Genomic DNA, 14495 nt, shown 5'->3' with positions numbered 1-14495 from the left:
CGGCGCCAGACCGGAGCGCGTCCATCACCCGACCGATGATCATCCTCGCCATTCTCGGTTATGGCGCGCTGTTGTTCGGGATCGCGTGGGTGGTGGATCGGCGCGGGCTGTCGCAGCGGCTAGGGCGGATCGCGTATCCGTTGTCGCTGGCAGTCTATTGCAGCAGCTGGACGTTCTTCGGCGGGGTCGGCACCGCGGCGACGCGAGGGTGGGATTACCTCGCCATCTATCTCGGGCCGGCGCTGGTGTTCCTGCTCGCGCCGAAGTTTCTCGCGCGGCTGGTGCGGCTGGCGCGCGAGGAGGGATCGAGTTCGATCTCCGACTTCATTTCGGCACGCTACGGCCGCAGTCGGGGGACGGCGGCGATCGTCGCGGGGACGGCGTTGCTCGCATCGGTGCCGTATATCGCGCTCCAGTTGCGGTCGGTGACGCTGAGCTTCGGCGCGATTGCCGGCGTCGGCAGTTCGGCAGAGGTTGGCGTGCTGGTCGCGCTGCTGCTCGCCGTGTTCGCGATCCTGTTCGGCGCCCGGCGGTATGAGGTGGCGGGGCGCAACCCTGGGGTAGTCGCGGCAATCGCGGCGGAGTCGCTGATCAAGCTGTTGTGCTTCGTCGTACTCGGCGTGGTGACGCTGGCGTTGCTCGCCGATCTGCCGGCGGCGACGCTGGCGCCATCGCTCGCTCGACTTGAATCCGGCTTCACCTGGGGGGCGCTGACTTCCGATTTCTGGGTGCGGACCGTGTTGTCGGCATTGGCGATCCTGTGCCTGCCGCGGCAATTCTACGTCGGCGTGATCGAAGCGCGGGGCCCCGAGGCGGTCGCGCGCGCGCGCGCGCCGTTCATCGCGTACATGGTGGTGATCTCGGTGCTCGTGTTGCCGCTGGCGCTGGCGGGGATGACGCTGCTGCCAGGGGATGCCGAGCCCGATTTGTACGTGCTGACGGTACCGTTGCAGCAAGGGCATCATGTCGTTGCACTGCTTGCGTTTCTTGGCGGGTTCTCCGCCGCCACGGCGATGGTGGTGGTCGAGACGATCGCGCTGTCGACGATGGCGACCAATGACCTGCTCGCGCCGCTGCTCCTCCGGCGGCACGGCGAGGCGGGCGAGGGCGAGCTTGGTCGGCGGATGCTGCGCGTCCGGCGGGTCATCATCGCCGCGATCGTCGCGGTCGCTTTGATTTACGGGCGGAGTCTCGGCGCGGACCTGCCACTGGCGTCGATCGGGCTGATCGCGTTCGCCGGCGTCGCGCAGTTTGCGCCTGCGCTGATCGCGACGGTCGGCTGGAACTTCGCCAATCACACCGCGGCGCGCGCGGGGCTGATCGGGGGCGTGATCGTCTGGATCTATTGCCTGTTGCTGCCGTCGATCGGCGAGGGTGTCGGGCCGGCGATGGCGCAGTTCACGCTTGGCTGGCTCGATCCGGATGCGTTGCTCGGCTGGCGGATCGGCTCCCCGCTGGTCAACGGCACGGTGTGGAGCCTCGGTATCAACGTCGCGCTGATGGCCGGGCTGCACATGCGCGAACGGCATCGGGGGAACGCGGCGCTCGACCACGTCACGACGTTGGGCGAGCTGCGGATGCTGGTCGCGCGGTTCGTCGGCGATGGCGAGGCGGAGGCGATCGGTCTGGGGTCGCCGGACCTGCGCGCGCCGATCGACGGCCCTGCCGCACGTACCGCCGAGCGGCTGATCGCGGGCGTGATCGGTGCTCCTTCGGCACGCAAGATCGTCGCATCGAGCATCGCCGGGTCCGCGATCGACGTCAGCGACGTGGTCCGGCTGCTAGACCAGCGCGGGCGCTCGCTGCGGTTCTCGCGCACGCTGCTGTCGGCGACGCTGGAGACGATCGATCCGGGTGTGAGCGTGATTGACGCAGACCTAAGGCTGGTCGCGTGGAATCCGCGCTATGTCGAGATGTTCGACTATCCCGAGGGCTATGTCGTGGTCGGACGCTCGATCGCCGACCTGATCCGCTACAATGCCGAGCGCGAGGGGGTCGGTGATATCGCGGCGCATGTCGGTCGGCGGGTGGCACACCTCGCGCGCGGCACGCCGCACAGTTTCGAGCGGCAACGGCCATCGGGGCGCTGGATCAAGATGGTCGGGCGACCGATGCCGGGGGGCGGGTACGTCCAGAGTTTCACCGACATCACCGCGGAGAAGGAGGCGCAGGCCGATCTCGAGGCGCGGGTGGCGGCGCGGACGCAGGATCTCGCGCGGTCGAACCATATGCTTGGCGAGGCGCGCGCGATCGCCGAGACCGCGACGCGCGACAAGACGCGGTTCCTGGCGGCGGCGAGCCACGATCTGTTGCAGCCGTTGCATGCGGCGCGGCTGTTCTGCGCGGCGCTTGCCGAGGACAGGGCGCCGCACCAGGCGGAACTGGTGCGTGCGATCGATGGCGCGATCGGGTCGGCGGACACGTTGCTGCGCGCGCTGCTCGACGTGTCGCGGCTCGATGCGGGGGGCGTCGTGCCAAAGGTCGAGCGGTTTGCGCTGGGGGCGTTGATCGAGGAACTGGCGGTGCAGTTCCGGCCGCTGGCGGGCGAGCGCGGGCTGGTGCTGGCGGCGCATCCGGGGGCGTTCAGCGTGGCGACGGATCGGTCGTTGCTGCGCTCGATCCTGCAGAATTTCCTGTCGAACGCGGTGCGCTATTCGGCGGATGGGCGGATCTGGATCGGGGCGCGGCGCAGGGGTCACGATGTGCTGATTGAGGTGCGCGATAACGGGCCGGGGATTGCTGCGGGTGATCGCGAGCGGATCTTCGAGGAGTTCGAGCGGCTGGAGAGCAAGGGGAGCGCAGGCGGCGGCGTCGGGCTGGGGCTGGCGATCGTCCGGCGTATCGCGCGGTTGCTTGGGGCGGCAGTCGAGCTGCGGTCGGAGCCGGGGCGGGGAACGACGTTTGCGGTGCGGGTGCCGCTGGCGCCGGCCGGGCTGGACGTGGCGTTGCCAACGCCGTTGGCGACGCGTGCGCTGGTGCCGGGGTTGCGGGTGCTGTGTCTCGACAACGACGCGACGATCCTCGCGGCGCTCGATGCGGCGTTGCGCGCGCGGCGGTGCGTGCCGTTGCTGGCGGCGACGATCGCCGAGGCGATGGAACTGGCGGCGGACGAGGAGCCGGATGTGGCGCTGGTCGACTTCCATCTGGACGAGGCGGAGGACGGGCTCGACGTGGTTGCGCGGTTGCGGGCGATGGTGCCGGCGCCGGCGATTGCGCTGGTGACGGCGGATCGCGCGGTGGCGGAGGATCCGCGGTGTGTGGGGCTCGTAGTGCTGACCAAGCCGGTGGTGCCGGCGGATTTGTGGCGGTTTATCGAGGAGGCTTCGGCCGCCGCGGCGCGAGGGAGTTGAGTCTTCTCGATCCTCCCCGCCAGGGGGAGGTGGCAGGCGCTTGCCTGACGGAGGGGGAGGAAAGGGAAACGTCTGTTGCGAGGGCCTCCCCCTCCGTCGCCTTCGGCGCCACCTCCCCCTGGCGGGGGAGGATTGCAAGGTGCGGCATTCAGCCATGCGAGAGAAGCTTATATATCCCCGTCATGCCGGGCTCGTTCCGGCATCCACGGTGCCGCACATCGTCGGCCGCTGGTTTGCGGAGCGGTGGACCTCGGAACGAGTCCGGGGTGACGGAGTGGTTGGGGTAGTTGCGGTGCGCAGTTTCGGGGGGCGGTGGCCTCAGTCGGCGAAGTGGATATCCATCGCTCGTGCCGCCAGCACTGCCTGCGTCCGGTTCTGCACCCCGAGTTTGCGCAGGATCGCGGTCATGTGACCCTTTACCGTGCCTTCCGAAATGCCGAGGTCGAAGGCGACTTGCTTGTTCAGGCGGCCGGCCAGCACGCCGAGCAGGACTTTCAGTTCGGTCGGGGTGAGGCTCGCGACGCGTGTCGCCATGTCATCGACGGAAGCACCTTCGATCGGCGCGTCTCGTTCGCCAGCGAGGGCTCGGGCGACCGCGTTTTCCAGCGTGGCGAGGTCGGCGGTTTTCGAGACGAAGCCGATCGCGCCATAGGCCCGCGCACGCGGTGCTGCCTCGGCTTCGTCCGCCGAAGATATCACCATGATCGGCGTCTCGGGGCGCTCGGCGTGGAGCAGCGCCACCCCCGCGAAACCTTCCGAGCCCGGCATCCGCAGGTCCAGCAGAATCAAATCAAGCCGTTCCGCCGCGCGCACCGCATCGACCGCCTCGCAGAGCTGCCCCGCCTCTATCACCACCGCGTCGGGCGCGGCGCGGCCGACCGCCAGTTTGAGCGCCTGGCGGAACAGCGGGTGATCGTCGGCGATGAGGATCGTTCGGGTCATGCAGGGACTGGAATGGCCTCCTCGCGGCCGGCGATCAAGGCGTCGACCACCGCAGGATCGGCGAGCGTCGAGGTGTCGCCGAGCTGGTCGAGCTGGTTCTCCGCGATTTTCCTTAGGATGCGGCGCATGATCTTCCCCGACCGCGTTTTCGGTAGCGCGGGGGCGAACTGGAGGATGTCGGGGGTCGCGATCGGGCCGATCTCGCGGCGGACCCATTGGACAAGTTCCTTGCGCAGGTCTTCGCTTGGCTCGGCGTTCGCGTTCAGGGTGACATAGGCGTAGATGCCCTGGCCCTTCACGTCGTGCGGCATGCCGACGACCGCGGCCTCGGCGACCTTCGAATGCGCGACCAGCGCGCTCTCAACTTCGGCGGTGCCCATCCGGTGGCCGCTCACGTTGATCACGTCGTCGACGCGGCCGGTGATCCAGTAATAGCCGTCTTCGTCGCGGCGGCAGCCGTCGCCGGTGAAATACTTGCCGGGATAGGTCGAGAAGTACGTCTGGAAGAAGCGCTCGTGATCGTTCCACACGGTCCGCATCTGGCCGGGCCAGCTGTCGGCGATGACGAGATTGCCCTCGACCGCGCCGACCAGAACCTTGCCATCCGCATCGACCAGTTCGGGCAGCACGCCGAACAGGGGCTTGGTCGCGCTGCCGGGCTTCAGTGCGGTGGCGCCGGGCAGCGGCGAGATCATGTGGCCGCCCGTCTCGGTCTGCCACCAGGTGTCGACGATCGGGCAGCGGCCGTCGCCGACCACGTTGTGATACCAGTTCCACGCTTCCGGATTGATCGGCTCGCCGACCGAGCCGAGCAGACGGAGCGATTTGCGGCTGGTGCGCGTCACCCAGTCGTCGCCCTCGCGCATCAGCGACCGCAGCGCGGTCGGTGCGGTGTAGAGGATGTTGACCTGGTATTTGTCGACGATTCTCCAGAAGCGGCTGTGATCGGGATAATTGGGCACGCCCTCGAACATCACGGTGGTCGCGCCGTTCGCGAGTGCGCCATACAGCGAATAGGTGTGGCCGGTGACCCAGCCGACGTCGGCGGCGCACCAGAAAATCTCGCCGGGACGGTAGTTGAAGACGTATTCGTGCGTCATCGACGCCCACACCAGATAGCCGCCGGTCGAGTGGAGCACGCCCTTGGGCTGGCCGGTCGAGCCGCTGGTGTAGAGGATGAACAGCGGGTCCTCGGCGTTCATCGGCTCGGGTGCGCAGTCGGTCGACTGGCCCTCGACGCAGTCCGCATACCAGCAGTCGCGGCCTTCGGTCATGGTGACCTTGCCGCCGGTACGACGGACGACGATGACGGTCTCGACCGCGAGATCGCCGTGGTCAAGCGCGGCATCGACGTTTGCCTTCAGGGGCACGGTCTTGCCACCGCGCAGGCCTTCATCGGCGGTGATGACGATGCGGCTGTCGCAGTCGTGGATGCGGTTGCACAGGCTCTCGGGCGAGAAGCCGCCGAACACCACCGAATGGATCGCACCGATCCGCGCGCAGGCAAGCATCGCGAATGCCGCCTCGGGGATCATCGGCAGATAGATCGTGACGCGGTCGCCCTTCTTGACGCCCTTGGCCTTCAGCGCGTTGCCGAGCTTCGACACTTCGTGGCGCAGTTCGGCATAGCTGATCTTGCGGTCGTCGGCGGGGTCGTCGCCCTCCCACAGGATCGCGGTCGCGTCGGGACGCGCGTCGGCGTGGCGATCGACGCAGTTGGCGGCGACGTTGAGCTGCCCGTCCTCGAACCAGCGGATGTGGAAATCGCTCTCGTCGAACGAGGTGTCCTTGATCTTCGTCGGGGTGACGATCCAGTCGAGCCGCTTGGCCTCCTTCGCCCAGAACGCGTCGGGATCGGTGGCGGCCTCGGCATACATCCGGTCATAGGCGGCGGCGTCGATCAGGGCGTCCTTCGCCCATTCCGCGGGGACGGGATAGCTTGCCTCGGTCATCTGGCTCTCCTTTTGCCGCGCTGTACGCGGTCGTGTTCGGGCGATCATCCCGCACCAAAGTAAGGGATGGACGGGCGGACGCAATGCGCCATGATGACGACGCTAATTCCACGCGTAAGACCAGTGGAAGAGCGCGGAGACGGGGATGACACGGATGGCATTCAAGACGAGGCTGGCCTTGACGGCGTTGCTGGCGGGTACTGCGCTGGTACCGGGTATGGCGCAGGCGCAGACGGCACGCGAGATCGAGCTCGAGACGCGATTGAAGGCGCTCGAAGCCGCCGTGCAGGATCTGCGCGGCGAGCTGAATGCAGCGCGCGCGACCGCTGCGGCGCCGATCGCCCCGACTGCCATGAACCCGGCTCCCATGAACACCAATCCCATGACCGCGTCGTCGATGAGCGTGGCATCCGAGTCGCTAGGCCGATCGCCCGGCGCGACCAACGTGGCCCAGGCCAAGCCTGTCGCGGCAAATTCGGCACCGACCGACGGTTTCCGCGTCGGCAACACGACGGTCAAGCTCGGCGGCTTCGTTCGCCTCAACGTCATTGCCAGCCGCTACAGCGATGGCGAAGCCGCGGTCGGCGGGCTGGGCAAGGAGTTCTTCCTGCCGCAGCAGATTCCGGTCGGCGGCGGGTTCTCCACACAGGATCTGCTGCTCTCCGCACGCCAGACCCGCCTGCAGTTCAGCACGTCGACGCCGATGAACGGCACCGACATCAAGACGCTGGTGGAGTTCGATTTCGCGCTCGCGACGGCGCCGGTCGGCGCGCAGCGTGCGACCAATCCCTACACGCCCACCTTCCGCCGCGGCTTCATCGAATATGGCAACCTGTTGGTCGGCCAGGAATGGTCGACTTTCCAGAACATCGCGGTGCTGCCGGAGACGACGGATTTCGTCGGACCGCTGGACGGCACGGTGTTCAACCGCCAGGCCCAGGTCCGCTACACCATCCCGTTGCGATCCGGCCTGACGTTGCAGATCGCGGCCGAGAACCCCGAAACGGAAACCGCGCTGCCGGCCAATGCGGCGCTGGTCGACACGGATGACGATCGCCTGCCCGACGTGGTGGCACGCGTGAACTGGAAGCCGACATTCGGAGATTTCGCGCTGGCCGGTATCGCGCGTGAACTGCGCACCGATACGCTGGGCAGCGGCGATACCGCTTTCGGCTGGGGCGTTTCCGGGTCTGGCAAGATCCCGATCGGAAAGCGTCACGACCTACGCTTCATGGCGACCTACGGGCAGGGCATCGGCCGCTATCTGGGATTGGGATACGTCCCCGACGCGATCTACGGCGGCACCGCGACCCAGCTCGAGCGGATCGATAATTTCGCGGCCTTCGCGGCGTTCCGTATCGGCTGGACCGATGCGATCCACTCGACGCTCATGGGCAGCTACCAGTCGGCCAATTATCCGGCCGGCGTGATCGTCACGGGGCTGGCGAACGCCAAGTCCTATGGCGGCGCGGGCAACCTGTTCTGGTCGCCGGGCAAGGGCTTCGACATCGGCGTGGAATATCGCCACGCCGTGCGCGAACTCGTCTCCGGTGACACCGGCGCGCTCGATCGCCTCGAATTCGCATTCAAATACGGGTTCTGACTGCCCAACGCTGCAGAATCCCCACCGCACCACCTGAGAGGATACCGCCATGGCGACTACAACCGGGGACGCATCGACCCTTGGGCACGTGGAACAGAGCCAGCCGCTCATCATCATCGCATCCTCGTTGGGTGCGGTGTTCGAATGGTATGATTTCTATCTCTACGGCCTGCTGGCGACGATCATCACCGCGCAGTTCTTCTCGGGCGTCAACGAGACCACCGGGTTCATCTTCGCGCTCGCGGCGTTCGCGGCCGGGTTCGCGGTGCGGCCGTTCGGCGCGCTCGTGTTCGGACGGATCGGCGATGTCGTCGGGCGCAAGAACACCTTCCTCGTCACGATGGCGATCATGGGCCTGTCGACCTTCCTGGTCGGTCTGCTCCCGAGCTACGCATCGGTCGGCGTCGCCGCGCCGATCGCGCTGGTCGTGCTGCGCCTGTTGCAGGGCCTTGCGCTCGGCGGCGAATATGGTGGTGCCGCGACCTATGTCGCGGAACACGCACCCGACAAGAAGCGCGGGCTGTTCACCAGCTTCATCCAGACCACTGCATCGCTCGGGCTGTTCGCGGCGCTGTTGATCGTGATCGGCGTGCGGACTCTGGTCGGCGAAGAGGCGTTCGCGGCTTGGGGCTGGCGTATCCCGTTCATCGTCTCGATCGCGTTGCTGGCGGTGTCGCTCTGGATCCGCATGCAGCTCGAAGAGAGCCCGGTGTTCCAGAAGATGAAGGACGAGGGCAAGACCTCGAAGGCGCCGCTGACCGAAGCGTTCGGGCAGTGGAGCAACCTCAAGGTCGTGCTGATCGCGCTGTTCGGTGCGGTCGTCGGGCAGGGCGTCGTGTTCTACACCAGCCAGTTCTACGCGCTGTTCTTCCTCGAGAAAAACCTGCGCGTCGATGGGCCGACCACCAACATCCTGATCGCGATCGCGCTGCTGATCGCCACGCCGGCGTTCATCTTCTTCGGCTGGCTGTCGGACAGGATCGGGCGGAAATACATCATCCTGACCGGCTGCGCGCTCGCCGCGCTGACCTACATGCCGCTGTTCCACGCGCTGTCGAAGGCCGCCAACCCCGCGCTGTATGCGGCGCAGGCCAATTCGCCGGTGAGCATCGTCGCCAATCCCGACGAATGCTCGGTGCAGTTCGACCCGGTCGGCAAGAACAAGTTCGACAAGAGCTCGTGCGACATCGCCAAGGCGTATCTGGCGAAGGCCGGCATTTCGTACGCCAATGTGATCGCGCCCGCGGGCACCGTCGCGCAGATCCATATCGGCGGCGCGACCATCCCGGTCGTCAACCCGGCGGTCGTGTCTGGGCCTGATAAGGCGGCGGCGATCAAGGCGTTCCAGACCGAGGTGAAGACCGCGCTGACCGCGGTGGGTTACCCCGAAAAGGCTGATCCGGCGCAGATCAACAAGCCGATGGTCGTCGCGATCCTCGTGATCCTCGTGCTGTACGTGACGATGGTCTACGGGCCGATCGCCGCGTTGCTGGTCGAGCTGTTCCCGACGCGGATCCGCTACACCTCGATGTCGCTGCCCTATCATATCGGCAATGGCTGGTTCGGCGGGTTCTTGCCGACCGCGGCGTTCGCGATGGTCGCGGCGACCGGGGATATCTATTACGGGCTCTGGTATCCGATCGTCGCCTGCGCGGTGACGGCCTTGGTCGGGTTGGTGTTCCTGCCAGAGACGTTCCGTCGGTCGCTGCACGGCTGAGCTACTGCGTTACCGACAACCTGATCGGCCCCGAGGCGCTTAGGCGCGCCTCGGGGCCGAAATGTTTTGGGCGTCAGGTTCGAACTGGGGACCGCATGGGCGGGACGCCCTCAAACCGGCCATGTGTCGCAACGAAGTCGCCATGGCCGGGCAATGCCTGCGCCGTGCGCAACGTCGCCCCGCGGATCTGACGGACCGCGTCCGCAACGCGGTCGGCATCGAGCGCATCGACGATCGGGTCATAACCGACCGGGACGACATCCTGCCCGAGCAGCACCTGCACCCAGCTCGAAATCCCGAAAAGTTCATCGTCGTAGCGGAAGATGCGGGCGTTTTTGCGGAACAGCGTGAGCTTTCGCGTCAGGCTGTCGGGGATCGGCATCGTCCGGACATGCCGCCAGAACGCGGAATCGTCGCGCCGGGTGGCGTGGTAGTGCAGGATGATGAAGTCGCGGACCGAGGTGTAGGCGTCACCCATCAGGCGGTTATACTCGTCGCGTTCGACGGCGGAGAAACCGCGGTCGGGGAACAGCGCGAACAGCTTCGAGATGCCGGTCTGGATCAGGTGGATGCTCGTCGATTCGAGTGGCTCGAGAAACCCTCCCGCGAGGCCAAGCGCGACGACGTTGCCCTCCCACAGCCTTTCCCGGCGCCCCGCCTTGAACCGCAACTGGCGCGGCTCGGCGGTCGGTTTCGAGTCGAGGTTCGCGAGCAACGTAGCGGTCGCCTCGTCATCCGAGATGTGCGCGCTGGAATAGACATGGCCATTGCCGGTGCGATGCTGGAGCGGGATCCGCCATTGCCAGCCGGCGGTGCGCGCGGTCGCCCGCGTATAGGGCAATAGCGGCGTGCTCGGTTCGGTCGGCACCGCGACTGCGCGATCGCAGGGGAGCCAGTGCGACCAGTCCTCGAACGCCACGCCCATCGTTTCGCCGAGCAACAGGCTGCGGAAGCCGGAACAGTCGATGAACAGGTCGCCGTCGACCGATTGGCCACCTTCGAGGCGAACGGCGCGGACATGGCCGGTCAGTGGATCGCGATCGGTGCCGGTGATCCGCCCTTCGATCCGGGTGACGCCACCGGCCTCGGCACGGCGGCGGAGGAACGCCGCGTAGAGCCCGGCGTCGAAATGATAGGCGTAGGCGAGCGGTGGCTGGCCGCCAGGCTGGCCGAACTTGTGTAGATAGGCCGCCACCGCGGAGGGGGCATATTCCTCGAGCGCGCCGATACCGGGACGATCGCGCAATTTCAGCCAGAGTTGGTGGAAGGCGAGCCCCTGGATGTCGCGGCCATGCCCGCCGAAAGCGTGCATGTAGCGATCGTCGCCGGTGTCCCAGCCGACGAACTCGATGCCGAGCTTGAAGGTGGCGCCGGTCGCGCGGAGGAAGTCGCGTTCGTCGATCCCGAGCAGCGCGTTGAAGCCAAGGATCGGCGGGATCGTCGCCTCGCCGACGCCGACCGTGCCGATCGCGTCGGACTCGATCAGGACGACCTGGCGCTGGCCATCGTCTAGATAGCGGGCGGCGGCCGCGGCGGCCATCCAGCCGGCGGTCCCCCCGCCGACGATGACGACTTTGCGGATCGGGCCAGGGTTGGGATCGGTCATCGTGCACGCTCCAGTTGCGCGAGATACAGGGGATAGGGGGGCAGGCGCGCCGGCAACGCGGCGGTTGCCTCGGCGAGCCGTTTCAGCGTCGCGGCGATCGTGTCGGGCGGGCTGGCCGATGCGATCGGATCGGCGATGCGGGGGATGATGCCAAGACCGAGCAGCAGCCCGTGCCAGTCGTCCTTGTCAAAGCTTTCATCCTCGTAGAACGGCAGGCGACCACGATGCGCGAAATGTTCGAGCGTGTGTGCGAGGCTGTCCGGACGGGAGAGGCGGGACGCATGCTTCCAGAACGGACCGCGCGTGCGACCGGTCGGCAGGTAATGCGCCGCCTGGAAGTCGCGGACCCGAGCGGCCTGGCGGTAACTGCGCTGATTATATTCGGCGAGCTCGGTCGGCGCGCAGTCACGACCCGGCAGCAGGTCGATCGCGCGGAGGATCGCGGCATGGGCGAGGTGCAGGTTGGCGTCGGCAAGCGGATCGAGCACGACTGCGGCATCGCCCAGCGCGAGGACGTTGTGCTTCCATGGCTCGGGTCGCGCGCCCGGCGTGAGCGGCACGATGGTGTCGCCGGCCGGCAGAATCCGCCGCGCGCTGGAGTCGGAGGTCTGATCCGCCGCGTAGGCGAGCCCGACCAGCGTGCGGTCGCGCAACCGGCTTGCGAACCGCCAGCCGGCCGGCACCGCAACCAGATCGTCGGTCGGTGTCAGGGTCTGCACCGGCGCCGTCCCCAGCAAGAGACGGTCGACCGGCAGCCAGGTCCGCCAATCGTCCCATTGCGTATCCAGTGCCGACCGCAACGGGGCAGCGGGGCCGGAACAGTCGACATACAGATCGGCGACCAAGCGGCGGCCGTCTGCCAGCAACACCGCGGAGACCCTGCCGTCTTCACCGCGCTCGACACCCGCAAAGGCGCCGGGAACGGGGACGATGCCAATATGCCGGGCGAGCGCGCGCAACAGGTCGCGGTAGCGGGGCGGATCGAGCCGTAGCGCATAGCCGAAGCCCGAGATCGGCGAGTTCGGATCGTCGGACGGATGGACGAATTTCTCTGCGGCGGCGAGGACCGCGGGCACCGAGAAGGCATCGAACGCCGCTGTCTTCCCCGCGCGGCGTGCATTCAGCCAATGCTGGTGGAATGCGCCGGGAGCGATCGTCCCGCCGCGCTCGCCCTGCGCCAGCACGACGGGCGCCCCGTCCGCGCTCCAGTCCGACAGCCGCGTGCCGAGCCGGTGCGTCGCGCCCGCCGCGAGCAGATCGCGTTCGCGCAGGCCGATCCGATCGTGAAACGCGGTGATCGACGGCAGCGTGCCCGAGAGGCGATCGGTCAGCGCGGCAGCGTCATCCGGCGTCTCGATCAGGGTCACCGCCAACCCCGGCAGCGCGCGTGCGAACGCGATCGCCGCGGACAGGCCGACGACCCCGGCACCGAGCACGGCGATGCTCGCGATCGGCGTGCGGCTGGTCACGCGGCAATCGTCGCGTTGCGGCGGGCGATGAACGCGGCATGGTCGGGCATCGCCGAAGCAGTGGCGGCGACATGATCGCGCAGGCTGGCGACCGCGCGGTCTAGACCGTCGAGCCCGGGGCGATCGGCGCGCTGGTCCCAAGCCTGCGGGATGATGCCTTGCCCGAGATAGACCGCGATCCAGCTCGGTTCGAGGAACAGCCCCTCGCTATACTGCGTCACGCGACCGGCGCGGCGGAACAGCTCCATCTTGTCGGCAAGCGTAGCAGGGACCTCCATCGTCCGGACATGGTTCCAGAAGTCCGAATCGTCGCGGGTGGTGGCGTGGTAATGCAGGATCAGGAAATCGCGGATGCGGTCATATTCCATGTCGACCATCCGGTTGAACTCGGTCCGGTCGGTCGCGGAGATGCCCTCCGATCCGGCGCGCTGCGGAAACAGTTCGATCAGCTGCGTGATAGCCATCTGCGCGAGGTAGATGCTGGTCGATTCGAGCGGTTCGAGGAAGCCCGAGGCGAGGCCGATCGCGACGACGTTGCCGACCCAGCTGTTGCTGCGACGACCGGCGCGAAATTTGAGGAAGCGCGGGTCGGCGAGCGGCGTGCCCTCGACCGACGCGACCAGCGCATCGGCAGCGGCCTGATCCGCAATATGCGCGCTGGAATAGACATAGCCGTTGCCGACGCGGTGCTGGAGCGGGATCCGCCACTGCCACCCGGCCGGTTTCGCGGTCGCTCTCGTATAGGGTTCGATCGGTCCCTCGGGCGAGGTGCACGGCATCGCGACCGCGCGGTCGCACGGCAGCCAGCGCGACCAGTCCTCCCACGGCTCGGCCATCGCATTGCCGAGCAAAAGGCTGCGGAAGCCCGAGCAATCGACGAACAGGTCGCCCTCGACCGTCTCCCCACTGTCGAGGCGGACCGCACGGACGTCGCCGCTCACCGCATCCTGGTCGACCGATATGATCCGCGCTTCGGTCCGGCGTGCGCCGTGCGCTTCGGCAAAGCGGCGGAGATAGGGGCCGAACAAGGTCGCATCGAACTGATAGGCATAGCCGAAGCTCGCCGCGAGATCGTCCGCCGGGCCATCGGGAATGGCGAAGCGGTGCGCCTTCGCAGCGGCGACCGCGACCGAATAGTCGCCGATTGGCCCTGCGCGTCCCTCCGCCGCGAGCCGGAGCCAGTAATGGTGGAAGCCGACATCGTCGAGCGGTCGGCCGAACGTGCCGAACGGGTGGATGTAACTGTCGCCGATCGCGCCGAAGTCGCGGAAGTCGATTCCCAGTTTGAAGGTCGCATGCGTAGCCCGCATGAAGTCGGCCTCGTCGAGACCCAGTCGCTCCACGAAGGCGCGGATATGGGGCAGCGTCGCTTCGCCGACGCCGACGATGCCGATCTCTGCCGACTCGATCAGATGGACGCTGCACGCTGTCGGCAACAGCCTGACCAACGCAGCGGCCGTCATCCATCCCGCTGTTCCGCCGCCGACCACGACAACCCGCGTTCCGCCCGTCTCCATCCCCGCCTTAATCCTCTTGCCAGCACCGTTTGCACAGTCTCTTCCGACAGCCTCTTATCAGTAGGACCGTTCCGAGCCTGTTACACTTTGGCAACACCTCGGCAACGTCTGACAGATCTGTCTTTCAAATTGTCTTATTCGTCTTGTGATCCGTAATTTTGCTGCCTAACACCTTGGCAAGGCGAGCGAAGGACGTTCGTCGATCTGGAGATGTGCGATTAGATCGTCTGCTCGAAGAGCGGCGGCGATCGCGCTGAAGGATGCTTAGGGGTTTATCATGGCTGGTGTTGCATCATCGCGGGCGATCGCTCGCGCGTCGCGTCTTATTGGCGCAAGCGT

The 14495-nt window shown here is 67.0% G+C and carries 8 protein-coding genes; 3 read left to right on the top strand and 5 right to left on the bottom strand.

The genetic code is table 11. From position 1 onward, the window contains the following. The first annotated feature begins 35 nt into the window (after window positions 1-35). Window positions 36-3350 (top strand): PAS-domain containing protein, encoded by a 3315-nt coding sequence (locus C8J46_RS00895; protein WP_165886426.1) that lies wholly within the window; start codon window positions 36-38, stop codon window positions 3348-3350. A gap of 318 nt (window positions 3351-3668) precedes the next feature. Here C8J46_RS00895 and C8J46_RS00890 read toward each other — a convergent pair whose 3' ends face one another. Further along, complete coding sequence (locus C8J46_RS00890; RefSeq protein ID WP_132734200.1) at window positions 3669-4292, bottom strand: response regulator transcription factor; 624 nt, start codon at window positions 4290-4292, stop codon at window positions 3669-3671. Continuing rightward, window positions 4289-6244, bottom strand: a complete 1956-nt coding sequence (gene acs / locus C8J46_RS00885; RefSeq protein WP_132734198.1) for an acetate--CoA ligase — start codon at window positions 6242-6244, stop codon at window positions 4289-4291. Before acs ends, C8J46_RS00890 begins: the two co-directional genes overlap by 4 nt. Window positions 6245-6398: 154 nt before the next feature. Between acs and C8J46_RS00880 the strand changes: the two genes are divergently transcribed. Then, window positions 6399-7847, top strand: coding sequence for a DcaP family trimeric outer membrane transporter (locus tag C8J46_RS00880; RefSeq protein WP_347812363.1), 1449 nt, complete (start codon window positions 6399-6401; stop codon window positions 7845-7847). 49 nt (window positions 7848-7896) lie between these two features. Further along, a complete protein-coding gene (locus C8J46_RS00875; protein WP_132734194.1) occupies window positions 7897-9564 on the top strand; it encodes an MFS transporter in 1668 nt (555 codons plus the stop codon). A gap of 73 nt (window positions 9565-9637) precedes the next feature. Here the strand turns inward: C8J46_RS00875 and C8J46_RS00870 are convergent, their stop codons facing one another. The 3 genes from C8J46_RS00870 to C8J46_RS00860 are packed head-to-tail and all read right to left on the bottom strand — an operon-like array spanning window position 9638 to window position 14156. Next, a complete protein-coding gene (locus C8J46_RS00870) occupies window positions 9638-11170 on the bottom strand; it encodes a tryptophan halogenase family protein (RefSeq protein ID WP_132734192.1) in 1533 nt (510 codons plus the stop codon). Continuing rightward, window positions 11167-12639 (bottom strand): tryptophan 7-halogenase, encoded by a 1473-nt coding sequence (locus tag C8J46_RS00865; RefSeq protein WP_165886425.1) that lies wholly within the window; start codon window positions 12637-12639, stop codon window positions 11167-11169. Before C8J46_RS00865 ends, C8J46_RS00870 begins: the two co-directional genes overlap by 4 nt. Next, window positions 12636-14156, bottom strand: coding sequence for a tryptophan halogenase family protein (locus C8J46_RS00860; RefSeq protein ID WP_132734188.1), 1521 nt, complete (start codon window positions 14154-14156; stop codon window positions 12636-12638). The genes C8J46_RS00865 and C8J46_RS00860 overlap by 4 nt, the downstream gene beginning before the upstream one ends. Between the last annotated feature and the right edge of the window lie 339 nt (window positions 14157-14495).

This window comes from Sphingomonas sp. PP-F2F-A104-K0414 (assembly GCF_004340945.1).
Lineage (GTDB): Bacteria > Pseudomonadota > Alphaproteobacteria > Sphingomonadales > Sphingomonadaceae > Sphingomonas.
The sequence above is the reverse complement of the archived record's forward strand: the minus strand, read 5'-3'. Positions and strand labels throughout refer to the sequence as shown.

Bases quoted from the DNA above. Each gene is read 5' to 3' on its own strand.
- C8J46_RS00895 (WP_165886426.1), top strand. From the start codon at position 36: ATGATCATCCTCGCCATTCTCGGTTATGGCGCGCTGTTGTTCGGGATC.
- C8J46_RS00890 (WP_132734200.1), bottom strand. From the start codon at position 4,292: ATGACCCGAACGATCCTCATCGCCGACGATCACCCGCTGTTCCGCCAG.
- acs (WP_132734198.1), bottom strand. From the start codon at position 6,244: ATGACCGAGGCAAGCTATCCCGTCCCCGCGGAATGGGCGAAGGACGCC.
- C8J46_RS00880 (WP_347812363.1), top strand. From the start codon at position 6,399: ATGGCATTCAAGACGAGGCTGGCCTTGACGGCGTTGCTGGCGGGTACT.
- C8J46_RS00875 (WP_132734194.1), top strand. From the start codon at position 7,897: ATGGCGACTACAACCGGGGACGCATCGACCCTTGGGCACGTGGAACAG.
- C8J46_RS00870 (WP_132734192.1), bottom strand. From the start codon at position 11,170: ATGACCGATCCCAACCCTGGCCCGATCCGCAAAGTCGTCATCGTCGGC.
- C8J46_RS00860 (WP_132734188.1), bottom strand. From the start codon at position 14,156: ATGGAGACGGGCGGAACGCGGGTTGTCGTGGTCGGCGGCGGAACAGCG.